An 18,472-nucleotide genomic window follows, 5' to 3' on the forward strand; every position below is an offset into this window, starting at 1 on the left:
CCCAGACTGGGCTGAGCACTCTCTGCTTACGAGTAGGCTGCCGCATGACGATCAAGCTGAAATTCGCGACGTGCGCTGGCGGAAGATGCGAAAGCGCGCAGCAGACGTCTTCGATCGTGCATGGATAGAACCACCCAGGGCGCGTGGGTTCAATCATGAATGTCATGTCGTGGTCGGCAACCCGCCGCTTGACGACAACGTAGGAATCCAAGCGCTCATAGAAGCGTTTGGCCTCACGCCATGACTCTGGAATGACAAGCTTGTTGTCCGAGCCATGTCCGTGAGCTTTCGTCCCGACGTTCCTGTTTCTAAGTGCCGGGTTCCAACCTGCTCGCATTGCCCATTCCCTTCGTGAACCTGGCCCGAACAGTCGGCGCTGCAGACGCCCGGGTAAGGAGCGTTAACACTTCCTTGTAGGCCGAGTTGCTCGGCCAATGCGTAATCTACCCGGAAGCAGGCATGTTCGTACGCCCGCTTATGGCCGACTGTAGCCCGTCGCCACCTTGGCGCGTTGGGGCCCGAAGGAGTCGGTCAGCCTCGCCGAGAGCAGACGCTCAGGGGTCAATTGCTCTGCGGCCCGAATGCAGTCACCAGTGGAGCGCAGACAGGCGCCCCCTTCCGATCACGACGGAGTCGTTCGACAAGCTGAGGTCGAGCGTTCGATCAGTTGGGGGCTGAACAAAGCCTGTGAAACGCGTTTCACGCCGGGTCTGACGTCGATGCCGGGGAGCTAGCTTGTCAGCGAGGAACCATGTCCAAGGGTCGTACGCCGCTCGCCCGCGCAGGGTGATCTTCGCGTGTCGCGCCCCCAGGATAGACGGTGAGCCAATAGCCCCCAGACTTATGCGAGCTCAGATCGTTCTCTTCCATCAGTTGCAGTTCGGCGCTCACCATATCTGCAAACGTGGCTGCCACCGAGGTTGGCTCACGATCCTGCTCGATCCACTGCATCGGTGGGCTATCAAAGCTGCCGTCTGCTAGAACATAAGTAAAGCAGTAGCCTTGATGAAACAAGAAGACCGCTGCACTTGGGGGCAGGGCTAGAGATGTGTCAGTTTCTCTTATCAATTCTTCGGCGCTGACGCGAAACTCTTCAAGTTCCACCAAATTGGCCAGCTCGCTGCCTCTGAACAAACGTCCAGGCGAGCGCCCCATCTGGAGAAGATATTCGCGAAAGACAGCAGGGAATCTCCCTCGCAGAAGCAGCTCAGCTTTCAAGATTTCGGCTTCAGTGAATCCGATGAAATCTATCTGGTTCGACTGATACTCTTCAATCAAGTTTTGAGGCGTTCGACTGAAAACGTAAGGAGGGTTCTCTGCCATGGCAACCAGTCGGCGCTTCCAATCCGCAACGATCGCTTCTGCTTCCACGGGCCTTTTCCTTTTTCTGTTTCCAACGAAGACCGAACCTGTGAAAGTCGGCTATTGGCCGACTGTAGCTTCTCGCAGTCCAATGCCGAGTGCCTGACGCGGGTGCTTGCGAGCGCCCTTGGCATTCAAGAACGTCGACGGCTACGTTGGCGAGTTTTTTACCGCCCGCAATCTCCTCATCTCTTCGACGGCATCCTCACGCTGCACGACTCCGAGGGGCAGTCCAAATATCCCAACATCGACCTCGAAAGTGTGTAGTCGAAGCAGGCAGATTCGCCAAAAGCTGCCGGGCGGAATGCCCAGCGTGGCCCAGTCCACACCGTCACCCATTTCCTTGCGGACAACGACATGCTTCGACTCATCAAATTTCACTTTCTCGATCGGTATTCCAAGTACCTCGATATGGTCGGCTTCGTAGTCTGCAATATCGAGCATGAGTTGTGTCTTCATCGCGTGATTGGCTGCAGTCTTCCGGTACTGCTCGGAGCGAATCGCATCAAACACTTCGTCCGGTCTCAGCCAAAGGCCACCGTTCTTCGGTTTTCCTCTCAGGACGACACGGTCGAGGAGTGCGTCCGAACTGATGACCAAAGAGTCTGGGGAACTCACGTTGTCAAACACCACGCGACTTAGTGAAACTCCGGCACCGATCTCGAACCGACCTGGGCCGATCTGGCAACGCGAGAAGATCACATCCTCGATCCGGATCTCTTCATCAGCCTTGAGATTGGAACCAACATCGAAGCTCGTAATGTGAGCGTTAACGATCTCAACTTGGCTCAGGGTTTTGCGCTTTTGATCGAGACTCATCGAAAAACGAAGATCATCAGAGACGCTCATGCTGGTTTCCGGAGACTAAGAAAAAAGATTCGAAAGTCACCATCGGCGAGATGGCCCGAATGTAGAGATCTGTTGGCACCAACGAATGGCCGCTTATAGCCTCATTGTGCTTGTGCAACGAACGACTGGTTGTGGCCGACTGTAGCCGGTTGCGGCCCTCGCGCTTCTGGCCGTCTGCGGAATATTAAGGCGCACCTTCAAGGTATCCAGCCGCCCGCAGCAAAGGCGCCAAAGCTCCGTCTAGCTCCGCGTCCGATAGATGCCCGGTGGGTCTGCGCGGCGACTTCCAGTACCAGATGTGCTGCATGGCCACCGAATCAACCTCGCTGAACTCTTCGTAGAACAGCGAGGCGAGTTGCCTGTTTGTCAGGGCGGGGGCTGTCTCAAGAACCTGCGTGAAGACAGCGGATGGGCTTCTTCCCTGGCGAATCTGGTCAAACATTAGCTTCGAGGTGAAAGGTCACTTGGAACGTCCGCAGTTGGCCGAATGTAGCCCCATGCACGGCCGAAGCAAAAGAGGGGGCAAAACGGACATCAGGTTGCGGCGTCAAGCCAGATGGAAGACGCGAGTTCCGACGGGAACGTCCTCTTTAGCTATCTGCGGAGGCAGCACGAATGGGAAGGTGAGAACCTCAGGGCGAGGTCTCGATCCATAGTTGAAGTGCGGAATCGAGTGAATCCGTGTGTCGACTACCTCGCCATCGGGCTTCAACAGCCGGATGGAGTCTCCCGCTCGAACTTCGGGGACACCCGGCCCCGGCGTCACGCCTGGTGCAACTACACACCCGATGTTCGAGATTTGGAATACCTGTTCAACGATGAAGAGCAGAGATGGTTCTATGGATTGAATGTCCGCTTCTGGCCGACGGCCGTCGCTTGAGCTACTGGTCCCCTGCGATGTGGAAGGTCCACGGTGCAGTGCGGCTATCTCGCACGGCACTACCACCGGGCTGAATACCAGCGAGATGCAACAGGGTTGGGTCGCGGTTCACCATGCTCTGTAGCGAAACGATCATCGCATCAGCTTCAGTGACATCACTTCCGGTCAGAAATTGCCAGCCTCCGTCGTCCGCGTCTCGGACTGCCACGAGGATCGGCGATCCACTGTCCACGATCGCCCGGACGGTGATGCAGGCTACGTTAGGAGGGCTGTCAAAGGGCCACTGAGGGTTTGTGTTCGTCATGTCAGGATCTTTGGGCGAATGTCTGGTCTTGGCCGAACTCGTCAGCGAGCGATGTCGCCAGCATCGAAAATTGGAACGGTCAGATGCTCCTCGAGACGCTCCGTTTGCAGATGGCTAGGGCCGTAGGCAATTGCGGTAACTCGAACGGACATCCTCTTTGGCGAATCCCATGCGGCTTGTACTTCAAGCAGCAGTTCCTCATCGTCGACGACGATGACTTTCGAGGCTGGCTTTGAGCCAATCAGTTCGACAAGCATGAGCCGAGGTAGCCGGCGGCATGCCTCCAACTCGCCTGAAAGTGCTGCGTAGGCGCTGGCTCGATTCACTTCATACCTCGGTTGAATTCCCGCTACGGATTCTTTTTGTCGGCGCGGTCGACCGGCCGGTCATGGCCGCATTCTGCCTTTCCTGCTGAACCCGCAACGGGCGTCGAGGGCCGACGGGCTACTTGGAGCTCCCGCGATCTATCAGGTCCCACGCAAGGCCTGCAACCCAACCAATACCCACCAACCATGCCCCGGCCTGAACCGTATCGACGTCGCCCGGCGCGGCCCAATGGACCACTACCGCGAGCGCTAACCCGACAAGGGCGCCAAGACAAGACCATGGTGAGACGAGCGCATCGAGCATTTGAGAGGTATGGGCGACTGTTTGATCCTGGCCGCATTCTGTCGTCGATGCTCACACAGCTTCAAGACTTTCGCGGGTCGTTGCCGAGCCGCACTTGAAGCTCCAAAGCGGGCAGGCCCTTGGGCACGGCAATCGCGTTCCAGCCGATCACCTCGAAGCCCTCGGGGCCGCCCGATTCGGCGACGGTCGATACAGCACATCCGCCTTCAGGCGCCATCGCACGGCATGCGCGCCTGAATGGAATGTGGAAGGCGGTCGCTCTACCTGCCTGAAGCGTAGTGGCGCACGAAGATGCGCGTTCCCGCGCTCGGCTCGAACTGCTGCCAGGCCAACACCGCGTTGCCCAGTTCGTCCATGCCGACATCGGGCGTGTTGGCCGCGTCGTCGCTGGTCTCCTGCAGCGCCTGCGCACCCCAGCCTTCGGCCAGCGTGTGGCGCGACGTGTAGAGGTCGCCGGGGGCCTGCGTCCACGCGGCGATCGCGTTGCTCGCGTCGTCCATGCCCAGGCCGGGCAGGCTGGTGAGCGCTTGCGAAGCAGCCGCCCGCACCACTGTGTCCGCGCCGAATGCCGCGCCCGATGCCGCGGTTGCGGCCATGAGCGCGTTGTCTTGCCGCCCCCAGCTCACCACCGCCGCACCGGCCGCGTTCACGCGCAGCACCGGTGTGCTCAGGAAGGCCTGCGTCGACAGGAACGGTGCGCCCACGCGTGCCGTGCCGCCTTGCCATGCACCACCCGAGAAGCGCTTGAACCACACGGCGCTTTCCCACTGGTTGCTGCCGCCGGGCAGGTCGACCTGGCCCCAGGCCAGCAGCGCGTTGCCGCCGGCGTCGATCGCCAGGTCGTGCGCGCCTATCGATTGCGAGGTGCCGGCATCGGGCACCAGCTCCGCCGCCGCGCCCCAGGTGCCGCCAGCGTTGGCGCTGTTGGTCCACAGCGATGAGCTGATGCCGGTGGAGCGCTTCCACACCGCCAGCGCTTCGCCCGAGCCCGCGACCACCACGGCCGGATCGCCGTTCACCACGCCCGAGACCTCGTCGGTCTCGATCAGTTCGGCCGTGCCCCAGCCGCCCGATGGCGTGTAGCGATTGGCATAGATGCTGAAGCGCGTGGCCGGGCCGATCTGCGACCACACCGCCACCGCGTTGCCGTTGGCGTCGATGCCCGTGCTCGCGAAGCCGACCGTGCCGGCGCCTGTTTCCAGCAGCGCCGGTGCACCCCAGCCGGTGGCCGGGTCGACCTGCAGCGCCCACATGTCGTAGGCGCCCGGCGAGCTCAGCTGCGTCCATGCCACCACGGCACGGCCGCTGTTCTTGTCGATGGCCACGCGAATGTCGCGCACGCTGCCGCTGTTGGCTTCCAGGCGCTGCGGCGCGCTCCAGCCGTCGCCCGGGCGGTAGAGGCTGCCCCACAGCCTGTCGATCAACTGGCCGGCCTCGAGCTGGCGCCATACGAGCAGCGCGCGCCCTTGCGCATCGACCACCACCTTCGGCTGGCTCGCGCCGCCGGCGGACAGCGTGAGCGCATCGCCCCAGCCGAGCACCGGCGGCGCGGCGACGAACGCGGCCGTCACGGTGCGCGCGGCGTCCATGCGCACGCTGCAGGTGGGCGCGTTGCTGCTGCACGCGCCGCCCCAGCTGCCCAGCACCTGCCCCGCCGCCGGCGTGGCCGTAAGCGTGACCTGCGTGCCGGCCGCGAAATCCGCGCCGCAGCTGTCAGCGCAATCGATGCCCGCAGGTTGCGAGGCGACCCGGCCGCCACCGGTGATGGCAACGTCCAGCCGATGCGCCGCACCCGCGGGCGGAGGCAAACCGATGGGCGGGAAAACGCCGCCACCGGATCCGCCGCCACCACCGCCGCAGGCCGTCAAAGCCATCAGGGCCACGGTCCACACACAAGCCATCCACCGCCTGCAAGCGCTCTTCTTCGTCATGTCTGCCATTCCTCGTTCGCTGACGCCGGGGCCCGGCGCCTTCTGTGCTGCTCAAGAGAGGCGAATCGTAGGAAGGCGCATGGGCGAGGGCCATAGCACCATCGGGCATGTCCGCGCACCTGCCCGAAGGTGCTGTTTCGCGGCGGGCGGTGTCTGGCTAGGCTCGGTGTTCGAGCGCGAGTTCGTTCGCACCCCTGAACTTCATACCGTTGCATGACACATTCACCGCCCCCTCTTCTCCTCGCATTGCTGATGGCCGCTGCGCTTGTCGGCGGGTGCGCCTCGACTGCGGTGACCGACGACGCCATCGTCACCAACACCTCGCGCGCACTGGGCCTGCCGCCCACCGCGTTCACCATCTCGAACCGCGCCGACAGCGGCGTGCAGACCACCTTCATCGCCAAGACCGACGGCGGCCGCACATACAACTGCTACGTGGAGGGCTCGGTGTCGGTCGTGGGCCGCGTGGTCAGCGATGCGATCTGCCAGGAGATGCGCCAGAGCGATGCGCCCGCGTCCGCGCGCCGCTCCAACGCCAGGCCGGCGAGCGGCACCGCGCCGGCGCCCGCGCCCGCACCGGCTTGCAATGCATTGCTGCGTGCCGCCGGCCGCTGCTGAAGGACCCGGCCGATCCTGAGATTCCCGCGCTGCGCCAGCCGGTGTGGACAATGGCGCCCCACGAGGAGATGGCGCGGCCCGCCGGGCCCGCACCGAGGATCACCATGAAACTCCTGCTTGTCGACGATCACCCGCTGTTCGGTGTCGGCTTTGCGCATGCGCTCACGCACGCACGGCCCGACTTTGAGGTGGAGACCGCCCTGTCGCTCGGGCAGGGCGTGGAGCGCGCCTCGCAATGCCCGCCGGACATCGTGCTGATCGACTACCGCCTGGGCGGCGAAGACGGCCTGGAAGGGCTGCGCCTCTTCGGTGTGCGGCATCCCCTGGTCTCCCGCCTGCTGATCTCGGGCGACGAGGAACCGGCCCTGGCCGCGCGCGCACGCGCCGCGGGCGCGGCCGGCTTCATCGGCAAGTCGCAACCGGTGGCGCGCATCGCCGCCGCGCTGGACGAAGTGGCGGCCGGCGGCGAGGCGTTCGATGTGCTGCAGCCGCGCGCCGGCCTCGCGGCTTCGGGCCTCACCCCGCGGCAGCTCGAAGTGCTGCTGCTGGTCGCCCAGGGCCGCCAGAACAAGCAGATCGCCGCCGAGCTGCAGATCGCGGAGCGCACCGTCAAGCTGCACATCACGGCCCTGCTCGATGCGATGGATGCGCGCAACCGCACCCACCTGCTGGTGCAGGCACGGCGCGCGGGGCTGATGCTGGACGTGCGATGAGCGCCCCCGCGCCCGCGTCTGGGTCGTCTGGGTCTGGCCTACGCGGCTTCATCGCCGCGCGCCTGGCCTTCTCGGAGCTGCAGTTCCAGCAACTGGAGCAGATGATCCGTTCCACGCCCTGGGTGTGGATCCTGGCCGCGATGGCGGGGTCTCTTTGCTACATCGAATACGCGGACGGGCCCGACGGCCAGCGCGTGCGCGCGTGGTTCGTCGTCTACTGCGTCATCGTCGCCGTGCGCCTGGGCATCTGGCTCGCGTGGGTGTTGCGGCCGGGGCTTCGCGCCAACCTGCCGGCCATGATGCTGCCCGTCATCGCCGTCACCCAGCTCATGGCCTTCTCGCTGGGCGCGCTGTGCGTGCTGCTGCAGCACGACGGGCCGGCGCAGGCCGAGGCCATTCTTCACATCACCATGGTCACGATGTCCCTGGGCGGGGCGATCCGGCTGGCCACCATAGGGCGGGCGGCCGACGTCTATGTGGCGTTCATCCTCGGCCCCCTGGTGCTGCGCGACATGTGGTTCGGCGGCAGCTACCAGATGGCCCTGGCGTCGATCGTTTCGCTGATCGGCATCTACACGCTGCTGAGCGCCAGGCTGTTGTCGTCCGCGCTGCACGAGATCCAGGCGCAGCGCCGGCGCAATGCCGAACTGGTGATTGCGCTGAGTGCCGAAAACGAGCGCAGCACCTCGGCCCGGCGCACGGCTGAAGAAGCCGTGGCCGCGCGCATGCGCTTCTTCGCCTCGGCCAACCACGACCTTCGCCAGCCGCTCAACGCGATGGCACTGCTGGCGCAGACCGTGCACAACGTGAGCACCGAGCGCCATGTGAAAGAGATGTCGGAACAACTGGTGGCCTGTGCCGACGGCATGACCGACGTGGTGGACGACCTCCTCGACATCACCCGCGCCGACGCCGGCTCGCTCAGCCCGCTGTGGTCGTCCTTCGCCATCGACGAGCTGCTGGCCGAGTGCTGCCGGCCGCACCAGGCGGTGGCCGCCGCGAAGGGGCTGCGCCTGGAGATTGCTGCCGGCCACGTGGCCGTGCGCAGCGACCGGGCCTTGCTGGCCAGGGTCGTCACCAACCTCCTGGCCAACGCCATCCGCTACACGCGCGAAGGGCAGGTGCGCATCGGCAGCCGCATCGCCGGCGGCCGGCTGCGGCTGTCGGTGGAGGACACGGGCATCGGCATCGCTGCCGAGCATTTGCCGCAGGTTTTCGAAGAGTTCTTTCAGGTCGACAACCCGGCGCGCGACCGGCGCCTGGGCTACGGCCTGGGGCTGGCCACCGTCAAGCGCTTGAGCGACCTGCTGGATCTGCGGGTGACGGCGCACTCCGTGCCGGGGCAAGGCAGCGTGTTCGAACTGCAGCTTCCGCTGGCCGATGCCGACGCGAGCGAACGGCTGGATGAGGCCGAACGCTCCTTTGCCGCCGCATCGTCATCGACCACCGCGCTGGCGATGCGAATCCTGGTGGTCGACGACGACCAGAGTTCGCTGCAGGCGCTCGGCGGGCTGCTCGCTTCCTGGGGCATGGATGTGCGCTCCGCGAGCGACGTGCAGGGCGGACTGGGCACGCTGCAAGCAGGCTTCAGACCGCAAGCGCTGGTGGTGGACTTGCGGCTGGGGCCGCAGGTCAGCGGCATTCAGGCGATCGAGGACATTCGCTCGGCGCTGGGTGATGCCGAACTGCCTGCGCTGATCGTCACCGGTGATGTGGGAGGCGACTACCTGGACGCGGCGCGCGCGGCGGGCCTGCCCGTCATCGTGAAGCCTGTGCGGCCTTCGCACCTTCGGGCGTTTCTGGGGCACGTGCAGGCGCTTGGGCGGTAGGGGCTCAGCGCGCGGTACAGACCGGAGCCGAACGCGCTTGGTTTCGAGGTGCGTGCATCACAATCTTCCGCACTATCAATATGCGGACACCGCTCGCCGGAGGAACTGAAGATGGCTTACCTGAAAGAACTCAAGGTCACGTTCACGCGCAAGCGCGTGGACGACGACCTGCTGAACAAACCCGTGGAGAGCCCCGGACAGGTGTTCGCGCTGTTCAAGGACATGCAGGACGAGACCAAGGAGAAGGTGGTCGTGCTGCATTTGAATCCGCAGTTGGAGATTCTTTCTTATGAGGTAGCGGCGATTGGGTCGGCTACTGCGACGCTGATGGAGCCAGTGGAGATCTATCGGAACGCGATGCTTGCGAGGGCGAGTTCATTGATCGTGGTGCACAACCATCCTTCGGGGCACTGCAAGCCTTCTGAGGCGGATATCAGCATTGCGATGAAGCTGCATGAACTGGTGGAAATTCATGGGATGCCGCTGCAAGATTTCATCATTATTGGGGATGGTATTTACGGCAGCTTTCGGGAAGACGGGCGATTTTGATGCTTGCTTAAAACGATTTTTGTCGAATTCCTAGAATTCTCGCGCGCAACGCGAGGTCAAGGCGTCATACACCCATGATCAATAAATCCGAAATCAAAGACGCCGTTGATTCGGCTGAAATCGCTTATTTGGAGTGTTGGGATTTTTTAATAAAAATTAAGGAAGGAAATATATTTGACGCAAAGCCTGTTTCGATACAAACGTTTCAACCAAGATTAGGTGAAGCGCTCGCTCGGCTATCCAGCCTTCATCGGGAAATAGAGAAGGAAAAAGAGAAGAGTATTTTGCGCAATCGATTGAGAAAAACCAAGCAATCTGTTGTTCGATTGCGCTTCCTTGCAAAGCAGCAAATGGTTCTTGCCCAAGCGATCTCAGTCGGAAAAACGATTGGTGATGGCTTTGCCTGGTTTTTCTACCGCGAAGACCGTCAATATCTCGCAAAACACCTAACCGAACAAGAGCAGCTTCACGTTCCATCAGGGATCGGCGGTTTCGCCGAACTTGAGTTCATGCGAAGTGTTCCCAGTATTGCGGGTTACTTCTGCCTCTATCACAGCATCACATCGATACTGCGACTAGGTGACGTTACGTTGGTTGACCTCAAGGAATTGCGAGTAGCTGCGATAGGTGAAATAAAGTCCGGTATACCTCGCGACGGAAAATTAGTTGTATCGCTCTACATTTCCACTCCCAAATTTGTCGCTCAAGATTTCGAGGCGAATATTCGGCCCAGCGCGGAACCCAAAACCGACGACATCGTTCGTGAGGGGCTTTCTCAGCGTGCTAAGGATCGATTAGGTAGACAGATGGAGCGTATTTCGGCGTCATATACACAGCTACGGTCAACGCCTGATGGACACCTGGCATTTGAGATGGATGGCCATATTGATTTACTCGAGCAGGTGGTGATAACAACAATGCGCCGGGGAAGCTCCTTGGAACGCGTGGGCGGCGGACTTTTGGTATTTGGTCTTCGTCAAAGTCATGCCAGCCTATACAAAAGACTAAGTAGCAGAACAATTCCATCGTTGAACAAAAAACTTGCTGGAATTGAAGCGCAAGTAACTGAGCTATTGGTAGGCAATCGAACTGACAACAGTCTGACCGTTGCGACAGCAATATACGACTCTGACGGTCGCACACATCACAAGCCGGGGATGACGCATCCAATCTGGTGGCCGATGAGCATGATCAATCTTCAAAGGCTAGTCTTTGCCGAAGTAAGCGTCTTCACGATTTTCAATCCAGCGCCATTGATGGCCACTCTTGAAACGGAAGGGTTTCAGGTAGAAGAAATTGCGGAAAGACATTTTCGAGTGACGAAGGAAATTGATGGATATCGGTTTGTAGCTGAAGGAATGAGCCACTATTTCGAAATGATCCAACACTACTTCATGTCGGAGGGCTCTGTCGTGAACTTACTTAAGGAAGCGGATGCAGAAATCAAACGACAAAGGAAAGGACATTCCACCCCTCAGAGAATTGATCTTTTAATTGAACAGAGGTTTGGGAAACTCCAGAAAATTCAATCAGCGCTGCCGGACGCTTAATAACAAAATACTTCCTGCCATGCCGCTCGGCAAACGAGCAGCATGACAAATAGGATCGCCCCAATCAATCCAGCGAAACATTCGCCTTCTTAATCACATCCCCAAACCGCTGCGTCTCACTCGCCACAAACTGATCGAACTGCGGCCGCGTCGTCGGGAACGGCTCATAGCCGAAGCTCTTGAACTTCTCCAGCACATCGGGTTCCGCGAGCCCCTTCTCGATGTCGCGCTTGATCTTCTCGGTCACCGAGGCGGGCAGGCCCTTGGGCACGGCAATCGCGTTCCAGCCGATCACTTCGAAGCCCTTGGGGCCGCCCGATTCGGCGACGGTCGGCACGTCGGGGAAGGCGGCGTTGCGCTGGGGCGCGGCCACGGCCAGAAAGCGCAGCTTGTTGGCGCGCTGCAGCGGGCCGGCGGTGGCGCTGCTGCCGAGGGCAAAGGCCAGTTCGCCCGTGGCCACCGAGGTGTAGAGCTGCGTGGTTTCCTTGTAGATGATGTGTTCCATCTGCGTGCCGGTGGCCGACTCGAAGAGCTCCGAGCCCAGGTGCACCGGGTTGCCGACCGACCATGAGCCGTAGTCGAGCTTGCCGGGGTTGGCCTTGGCGTCGGCGATGAGGTCGCCCACGGTCTTGTACTTGCTGTTGGTGGCAACGGTGAAGAAGAAGTAGGTCTTGAAGAGCGGCAGCAGCGTGTCGAAGTCCTTGGCGCTGTCGTAGGGCAGCTTCTTGAAGAGCGCCGGGTACGCGGCCAGGTGCACGTTGTCGAGCACGATGATGTCGTGGCCGTCTTTGGCGCCGCGCTTGAAGGCGTCGATGGCGATGAAGCCGTTGCCGCCCGGGCGGTTCTCGACCACCACCGGCTGGCCCCAGGCGCGCGAGAGCTTGTCGGCCACGAGGCGGGCCACGCCGTCGGGGCCGCCGCCGACCGGGAACGGCGTGATGATGCGCACGGGCTTGGTGGGGAAGGCTTGTTGTTGCTGCTGTGCCGATGCGGTGATCGGCGCCAGCGCGGCAGCAATGGCCAGCGCAGCTGCGGCCAGGCCGACACTGCGGCGTGTTGTCTTTGTGTACGTCATCCTCTGATCCTCTTCTTTCGGTTCTCTTGGTTTGAAAAACTCTTTCGGACCGCCCTGCGGACTCGGGGCGGCTGCTACTGCGCCGTCGCGCCTGAGATGCGGACGATCCCCGCCCACTTCTCGCTCTCCCGCGAGATGAGCGCTGCGTACTCGGCGGGCCCGCCGAGCAAGGGCACGGCGCCTTCCACGTCGAGGCGCGACTGGAATTCCTTGTCCCCCGCCACCTTGAGCATCTGCGCCGCCAGCTCCTTGACGAGCGCATCGGGCGTGCCGCGCGGCGCGAGGAGGCCGTAGGTGAGCGTGCTCTCGAAGCCCGCGAGTTCGCGCAGGCCCGATTCGGCCACGGTGGGCACGTCGGGCAGTGATGGCAGGCGCTTGTCGCCGGTGACGGCAATGGCGCGCAGCCGTCCGCTTTTGACGAGCGCGAGCGCTGGCGGGATGACGCTGAACATCATCTGCACCTGCCCGCCCGCCAAGTCGGTGAGCGCGGGGTTGGTGCCCTTGTAGGGAATGTGGTTGAGCTTGGTGCCGGTGCGCTGCGCGAAGAGTTCGCCGGTCAGGTGGCCGCCGGTGCCGCTGCCGCTCGATGCGTAGTCGAGCAGGCCCGGCCGCGCCTTGGCTTCGGCCACGAGGTCGGCCACGCTGCGCACCTTCGATGCGGCGGGCACCACGAGCACGAGCGCGGACGAGGCGAACATCGCGACGGGCACGAGGTCTTTGCGCGCATCGAACTTCAGGCCCTTGTAGAGCGCGGGGTTGATCGACACGGTGCCCGTGTGGCCGAGCAGGAGCGTGCTGCCGTCGGGCGCGCTGCGCACGACCTGCTCGGTGCCGAGGTTGCCGCCCGCGCCGGGCTTGTTGTCGACGATGACGCCGGACTTGCGCAGCTCGCCGAGGCCCTTGGCCATCTGGCGCGCGAACACGTCGTTGCCGCCGCCGGCCGCGAAGGGCACGACGATGCGGATGGGCTTGGCCGCATCGCTCTGCTGCGCATGCGCGGGCAAGCCCGCAGCTGCGAGCAGGCCCAGCAGCAGCTCGCGTCGCGCGAGACCCATCTCAGACGCGTTCCAGGATCACGGCAATGCCCTGCCCCACGCCGATGCACATGGTGCACAGCGCATAGCGGCCGCCGCCCTTGTGCAGCTGGTTCACCGCGGTGGTGGCCAGGCGTGCGCCGCTGGCGCCGAGCGGATGGCCGAGCGCGATGGCGCCGCCGTTGATGTTCACGCGCGCGTCGTCGTCCTTCAGGCCCAGGAGGCGCAGCACGGCGAGGCCTTGCGCCGCGAAGGCTTCGTTGAGTTCGATGACGTCGATCTGGTCGATGGTGAGGCCGGTGAGCGCCAGCACCTTCTGCGTGGCGGGCGCGGGGCCGATGCCCATGACGCGCGGCGCAACGCCGGCGGTGGCCATGCCGACGACGCGGGCGCGGGGCGTGAGGCCATGTTTTGCGGCGCTGGCTTCGTCGGCCAGCAGCAGCGCGCAGGCGCCGTCGTTCACGCCGCTGGCATTGCCCGCGGTCACGGTGCCGTCGGGGCGCACGATGGGCTTGAGCTTGGCCAGCGCCTCCAGCGTGGTGTCACGCGGGTGCTCGTCCTTGTTGACGATGAGGGCGTCGCCCTTTTTCTGGGGCACGCTCACGGGCACGATCTCGGCATCGAAGAAGCCGGACTTCTGCGAGGCCACGGCGCGCAGCTGCGAGTTCAGCGCCATCAGGTCTTGCGCTTCGCGCTCGATCTTGTAGTCGGTGGCGACGTTCTCTGCCGTCTCGGGCATCGAGTCGACGCCGTACTGCGCCTTCATGAGCTTGTTGACGAAGCGCCAGCCGATGGTGGTGTCGTACACCGCGTTGTTGCGGCTGAAGGCGCTCTCGGCCTTGGGCATGACGAAGGGCGCGCGGCTCATGCTCTCGACGCCGCCGGCGATCATCAGGCCGGCTTCACCGGCGCGAATGGCGCGGGCTGCGGTGCCCACGGCATCGAGGCCCGAGCCGCACAGGCGGTTGATGGTGCCGCCGCCGATTTCGAGCGGCAGGCCCGCGAGCAGCGCCGACATGCGCGCGACGTTGCGGTTGTCTTCGCCGGCCTGGTTGGCGCAGCCGTAGAGCACGTCGCTCACGGCCTGCCAGTCGACGTTCTTGTTGCGTTCCATCAGCGCCTTGAGCGGCACGGCGCCCAGGTCGTCGGTGCGCACGCTGCTGAGCGAGCCGCCGTAGCGGCCGAAGGGGGTGCGAACGGCGTCGCAGATGAAGGCTTGGTTGGTCATGTGATCTGTCTCTGATTGATTGAACGGGTCAGGCTGCCGCATTCGAGATGGGCAGGCCGACGAGCTTCTCGAGTTCTTCGCGCGTGAGGCCTTCGACGAGGTCGACGAGCTTCAAGCCTTGCGGCGTGCATTCGAGCGTGGCGAGGTCAGAGTACACGCGCTTGACGCAGCCGATGCCGGTCAGCGGATAGGTGCATGCCTGCACCAGCTTGCTCGTGCCCTGCTTGGTGAGCAGATCCATCATCACCCAGGTCTGCTTCGCGCCGATGGCCAGGTCCATCGCGCCGCCGACGGCGGGAATGGCGTCTTTCTCGCCGGTGTGCCAGTTGGCGAGGTCACCGGTGGCCGACACCTGGAACGCGCCGAGCACGCAGATGTCCAGGTGACCGCCGCGCATCATCGCGAAGCTGTCGGCATGGTGAAAGAACGAGCCGCCCGGCAGCAGCGTGACGGGTTGCTTGCCGGCGTTGATGAGGTCGTAGTCTTCTTCGCCGGCCTCGGGCGCGGGGCCCATGCCGAGGATGCCGTTCTCGCTTTGCAGGATGACTTCGCGGCCCTGCGGCAGGTGGTTGGCCACGAGCGTGGGCTGGCCGATGCCGAGGTTGACGACTGCGCCGTCGAAGATGTCCTGTGCGACGCGGGCTGCGAGCTGGTCCTTGGTGCGACGTGTGTATGCCATGTTCATGCCGCCTTCTTGAAACCGCCGGCTTGCGTCGCCACGCGTTCGATGCGCACCACCTGGTGCACGAAGATGCCCGGGGTCACGACGGTCTCGGGATCGAGGGTGCCGAGCTCGGCGATGTCGTGCACGGTGGCCACCGTCTTCTTCGAGGCCATGGCCATCACCGGACCGAAGTTGCGCGCGGCCTTGCGATAGACCAGGTTGCCCCAGCGGTCGCCGCGCTCGGCCTTGATGAGCGCCACGTCGCCGTGGATCGGGTACTCCAGCACGTACTGCTTGCCGTCGATCTCGCGGGTCTCGCGGTTGCCCGCGAGCTGCGTGCCGTAGCCGGTCGGGCAGAAGAAGGCGCCGATGCCTGCGCCCGCGGCGCGGATGCGCTCGGCGAGGTTGCCCTGGGGCACGAGTTCGAGTTCGAGCTTGCCGCTGCGGTAGAGCCCGTCGAACACCTGGCTGTCGGCCTGGCGCGGGAAGCTGCAGATGATCTTGCGCACGCGGCCGGCTTTGAGCAGTGCAGCCAAGCCGGTCTCGCCGTTGCCGGCGTTGTTGTTGACGACGGTGAGGTCCTTGGCGCCCTGCTCGACGAGGCCGTCGATGAGCTCGCCGGGAATGCCGGCGGTGCCGAAGCCGCCGATGAGAACCGTGGCGCCGTCTTGGATGCCCGCAAGGGCATCGGCGACCGAGCGCGCGATCTTGTTGATCATGAAGCTTGTCTCCGGGGTGAAGAATTCAGAACACAAAAACAAAGAACAGAATGTTCGTCTAAAGAACATTTGTTCGTATAATGAATTCTAAAGACGATCGCGCACCATGGCAACCCAGACCCAACCCTCCGAAACTCCCGCCCCCGGCGACAGCTATGTGCAGTCGTTCGCGCGCGGCCTGCAGGTGATCCGCTCGTTCAGCGAGAGCGCGCCGCGCCAGACACTGAGCGAGGTCGCCGCGGTCAGCGGCCTCACGCGGGCGGGCGCGCGGCGCATCCTGCTCACGCTGCAGGCGCTGGGCTATGTGGTGACCGACGGCAAGCTCTTCACGCTCACGCCGCGCATCCTGGACCTGGGGTTTGCGTATCTCTCGTCGATGCCGATCTGGAACCGCGCCGAGCCGGTGATGGAAGCGCTGGTGCAAGAGGTGCAGGAGTCGTGCTCGGCCGCGGTGCTCGATGCGACCGACATCGTTTATGTGCTGCGCGTGCCGACCAAGAAGATCATGCACATCAGCCTGGGCGTGGGCTCGCGGCTGCCGGCCTACTGCACCTCGCTCGGCCGGCTGCTGCTGGCCGACCTCGAAGACGACGAGGTGCGCGCGCGGCTCGAAGCCTCGAACATCGAAGCGCTCACCAAGCACACGGTGACCGACATCGATGCGCTCATGGCCAAGGTCGCGCAGGCACGCAAACAGCAGTGGTGCCTGGTGAACCAGGAGCTCGAAGAGGGCCTCATCTCGGTGGCCGCGCCCATCGTCAACAAGCAGGGCCACATGGTGGCGGCGCTCAACATCAGCGGGCAGGCGAACCGCACCAGTGCAAAGGTGATGCAGGAGACGATGCTGCCGGCGCTGATCGATGCGGCGAGGCAGGTCTCGCGGCTGCTCTGATTTCTTCCGGCCTCAGCGGCGCGCGGCGCGCTGCATCTCGCGTGCGGTCTTGCCCACCGCGGCCCGGAGCGACTGCACCATCGGGTGCCCCTCCAGGTCCTTCGAGGTGAAGAAGCTCACCGGCGGCAGGCTCCAGCTCAGGCGATAGGGCAGCGCGGCCCAGTGCCCTGCCCGCTCCATCTCGGCCACCACGTCGCGCGCCAGGATGGCGATGGCGTTCGGCTCGGTGCGCAGCACCATCTCCATGCTGCGGATCGACGTGGTCTCCAGCATCGGCACCGGCGGCTGCACGCCCGCGCCCACGAAGATGGCGTTGTAGGTGCGGCGCATGGGCGTGTTGGGCGGCGGCAGTATCCAGTCGAGCTGCGCGAGGCGCGCCCAATCGAGCGGCCCGCGCGAGAGCCGCTTGACGCTCTTCGCGGCGACCACGAGGCAGGGCTCCTGCTGATAGATCGCCTCCTGCACCAGCCCCGTCGCGTCGCCGTCGTACGAGCGACCGATCGCGCAATCGAGCTCGCGTGCGACCAGGCTCGCGACGAGTTCGTCCGTGGTGCCCTCGCGCGTCATCACCGCCATGCGCGGCGTGCGGTCCAGCAGGTGCGTGAGCGCCGCGGACAGCAACTGCTGCGGCACTTGCTGCGTGAGGCCCAGCCGCAGGCGCCCGCTGCGCCCCGCCTCCAATGACGTGAGCACGCGCGTGGTCGCCTCCAGTTCCGCGAGCCAGCGCTGCGCATAGTGCAGCACCGCCTCGCCGGACGGCGTGGGCACAAGGCCGCGGCTGGTGCGCTCGAAGAGCCGGCTGCCGAAGATGTCCTCGGCCTCGCGCAGTGCCTTGGTGATGGCGGGCTGGCTCACCCGCATTTCGGCGGCCACGCGGCCGAGCGTGCGGTGGCGGTCGATGGCCTGCAGGAGCGAGAGCTGGCGCAGCTTCAGGCGTGAGAGCAGCGCATGTTGCAGGTCGGCGGCGGGGTCGCGGGCGGTCGGCAAGGTCATAACTCCCGGGTTATCGAGTCATCAGAATTTAATGCACTTCGGGCAATTGCGAAGCCTAGACTTTCTTCATGCCCATCGCCACCGCATCGAAGCCCATGGCCCTCACCAATGAGTTGCTGAACGAGTTGCTTGATGTGCTCGCCGAAGCCCGCACTGCCGATGCGGCGCTGCGCGAGGTGGACCGCATGCGAAGCCTCGTCGCGGGTGAAAGCATCTTCAGCATCCAGCAGAACGTGACGACCGCGCACGACCCGGCCGGCGAGATCCGGCTGCGGCGTTTCTATTCGTCCGAGGCGGATCGCCATCCGGTGGGCGGCGGCAAGCGCAAGACGCTCACACCGTGGACCGAGTGCCTTTTCCTGCAAGGCCGCGTGTTCGTCGGCGAGGGCGCGCAGACCCTGGCGCTGCATTTCGATGACTTCGAGCAGATGCACGCGCATGGCCTGCAGAGCGTGATCAACGTGCCGCTGCTGCGCGGCGACGTCTGCTACGCCACCTTCAACGTCTTCGGTACACGCCCCCAGTGGCAGCCGCACGAAGTGCTGGGCATCCGCCTGCTCGCACTCGCCGCGGCGCGCTGGGTGCCGGCCGCGCCGGGGCTCGCGTACCGCTTCACCGATATGTCTTTCACTTCGCCGATGGAGAGCTGACC

At 63.8% G+C, this 18,472-nt stretch carries 19 protein-coding genes; 7 read left to right on the plus strand and 12 right to left on the minus strand.

Features of this window, described 5'->3' with window-relative positions; genetic code table 11:
- Nucleotides 1-738 precede the first annotated feature (738 nt).
- The 6 genes from NU688_RS26155 to NU688_RS26180 form a co-directional block, all read right to left on the minus strand.
- The gene (locus NU688_RS26155) at nucleotides 739-1,371 is read right to left on the minus strand and encodes an SMI1/KNR4 family protein (RefSeq protein WP_257863772.1); all 633 of its coding nucleotides are present in this window, start codon (nucleotides 1,369-1,371) and stop codon (nucleotides 739-741) included.
- Nucleotides 1,372-1,512: 141 nt separating this feature from the next.
- Nucleotides 1,513-2,211, minus strand: coding sequence for a hypothetical protein (locus tag NU688_RS26160; RefSeq protein WP_257863774.1), 699 nt, complete (start codon nucleotides 2,209-2,211; stop codon nucleotides 1,513-1,515).
- A gap of 881 nt (nucleotides 2,212-3,092) precedes the next feature.
- Nucleotides 3,093-3,395 carry a hypothetical protein gene (locus NU688_RS26165; RefSeq protein ID WP_257863776.1) on the minus strand — a complete coding sequence of 101 codons (303 nt, stop codon included), beginning with the start codon at nucleotides 3,393-3,395 and terminating at the stop codon, nucleotides 3,093-3,095.
- A 41-nt stretch (nucleotides 3,396-3,436) separates the two neighbouring features.
- Nucleotides 3,437-3,652 (minus strand): hypothetical protein, encoded by a 216-nt coding sequence (locus tag NU688_RS26170; protein ID WP_257863777.1) that lies wholly within the window; start codon nucleotides 3,650-3,652, stop codon nucleotides 3,437-3,439.
- A 434-nt stretch (nucleotides 3,653-4,086) separates the two neighbouring features.
- Entirely contained in the window at nucleotides 4,087-4,242 is a 156-nt protein-coding gene (locus NU688_RS26175) for a hypothetical protein (RefSeq protein ID WP_257863779.1), read from the minus strand.
- 43 nt (nucleotides 4,243-4,285) lie between these two features.
- Complete coding sequence (locus NU688_RS26180) at nucleotides 4,286-5,956, minus strand: hypothetical protein (RefSeq protein ID WP_257863780.1); 1,671 nt, start codon at nucleotides 5,954-5,956, stop codon at nucleotides 4,286-4,288.
- A 213-nt stretch (nucleotides 5,957-6,169) separates the two neighbouring features.
- Between NU688_RS26180 and NU688_RS26185 the strand changes: the two genes are divergently transcribed.
- The 5 genes from NU688_RS26185 (at nucleotide 6,170) to NU688_RS26205 (ending at nucleotide 11,215) form a co-directional block, all read left to right on the plus strand.
- A complete protein-coding gene (locus NU688_RS26185) occupies nucleotides 6,170-6,574 on the plus strand; it encodes a hypothetical protein (RefSeq protein ID WP_257863782.1) in 405 nt (134 codons plus the stop codon).
- Nucleotides 6,575-6,678: 104 nt separating this feature from the next.
- The gene (locus NU688_RS26190; protein WP_257863783.1) at nucleotides 6,679-7,287 is read left to right on the plus strand and encodes a response regulator transcription factor; all 609 of its coding nucleotides are present in this window, start codon (nucleotides 6,679-6,681) and stop codon (nucleotides 7,285-7,287) included.
- A complete protein-coding gene (locus NU688_RS26195; protein WP_257863784.1) occupies nucleotides 7,284-9,116 on the plus strand; it encodes a hybrid sensor histidine kinase/response regulator in 1,833 nt (610 codons plus the stop codon). The genes NU688_RS26190 and NU688_RS26195 overlap by 4 nt, the downstream gene beginning before the upstream one ends.
- 111 nt (nucleotides 9,117-9,227) lie before the next feature.
- A complete protein-coding gene (locus tag NU688_RS26200; RefSeq protein WP_257863785.1) occupies nucleotides 9,228-9,665 on the plus strand; it encodes a JAB domain-containing protein in 438 nt (145 codons plus the stop codon).
- 74 nt (nucleotides 9,666-9,739) lie between these two features.
- Complete coding sequence (locus tag NU688_RS26205; RefSeq protein WP_257863787.1) at nucleotides 9,740-11,215, plus strand: hypothetical protein; 1,476 nt, start codon at nucleotides 9,740-9,742, stop codon at nucleotides 11,213-11,215.
- A 64-nt stretch (nucleotides 11,216-11,279) separates the two neighbouring features.
- Here the strand turns inward: NU688_RS26205 and NU688_RS26210 are convergent, their stop codons facing one another.
- From NU688_RS26210 to NU688_RS26230, 5 genes are all read right to left on the minus strand, one after another.
- A complete protein-coding gene (locus NU688_RS26210) occupies nucleotides 11,280-12,290 on the minus strand; it encodes a tripartite tricarboxylate transporter substrate binding protein (RefSeq protein ID WP_257863788.1) in 1,011 nt (336 codons plus the stop codon).
- 74 nt (nucleotides 12,291-12,364) lie between these two features.
- On the minus strand, nucleotides 12,365-13,345 hold the full coding sequence (locus NU688_RS26215) for a tripartite tricarboxylate transporter substrate binding protein (RefSeq protein ID WP_257863789.1): 981 nt from the start codon (nucleotides 13,343-13,345) through the stop codon (nucleotides 12,365-12,367).
- Between the two features lies 1 nt (nucleotide 13,346).
- Nucleotides 13,347-14,552, minus strand: coding sequence for a 3-oxoadipyl-CoA thiolase (pcaF, locus tag NU688_RS26220; RefSeq protein ID WP_257863790.1), 1,206 nt, complete (start codon nucleotides 14,550-14,552; stop codon nucleotides 13,347-13,349).
- Between the two features lie 28 nt (nucleotides 14,553-14,580).
- On the minus strand, nucleotides 14,581-15,237 hold the full coding sequence (locus NU688_RS26225) for a 3-oxoacid CoA-transferase subunit B (RefSeq protein ID WP_308340327.1): 657 nt from the start codon (nucleotides 15,235-15,237) through the stop codon (nucleotides 14,581-14,583).
- Nucleotides 15,234-15,935, minus strand: a complete 702-nt coding sequence (locus NU688_RS26230) for a 3-oxoacid CoA-transferase subunit A (RefSeq protein ID WP_257863793.1) — start codon at nucleotides 15,933-15,935, stop codon at nucleotides 15,234-15,236. Before NU688_RS26230 ends, NU688_RS26225 begins: the two co-directional genes overlap by 4 nt.
- Nucleotides 15,936-16,041: 106 nt before the next feature.
- On the opposite strand from NU688_RS26230, the gene NU688_RS26235 reads away from it, so the two are divergent.
- Nucleotides 16,042-16,827, plus strand: a complete 786-nt coding sequence (locus NU688_RS26235; protein ID WP_257863794.1) for an IclR family transcriptional regulator C-terminal domain-containing protein — start codon at nucleotides 16,042-16,044, stop codon at nucleotides 16,825-16,827.
- 12 nt (nucleotides 16,828-16,839) lie between these two features.
- Here the strand turns inward: NU688_RS26235 and NU688_RS26240 are convergent, their stop codons facing one another.
- Complete coding sequence (locus NU688_RS26240) at nucleotides 16,840-17,814, minus strand: LysR family transcriptional regulator (protein ID WP_257863795.1); 975 nt, start codon at nucleotides 17,812-17,814, stop codon at nucleotides 16,840-16,842.
- 74 nt (nucleotides 17,815-17,888) lie between these two features.
- Here NU688_RS26240 and NU688_RS26245 point away from each other — a divergent pair, with 74 nt between their 5' ends.
- Entirely contained in the window at nucleotides 17,889-18,470 is a 582-nt protein-coding gene (locus NU688_RS26245; protein WP_257863797.1) for a GAF domain-containing protein, read from the plus strand.
- Nucleotides 18,471-18,472: the final 2 nt, after the last annotated feature.

The organism is Variovorax sp. ZS18.2.2, from assembly GCF_024701975.1.
GTDB lineage: Bacteria > Pseudomonadota > Gammaproteobacteria > Burkholderiales > Burkholderiaceae_C > Variovorax.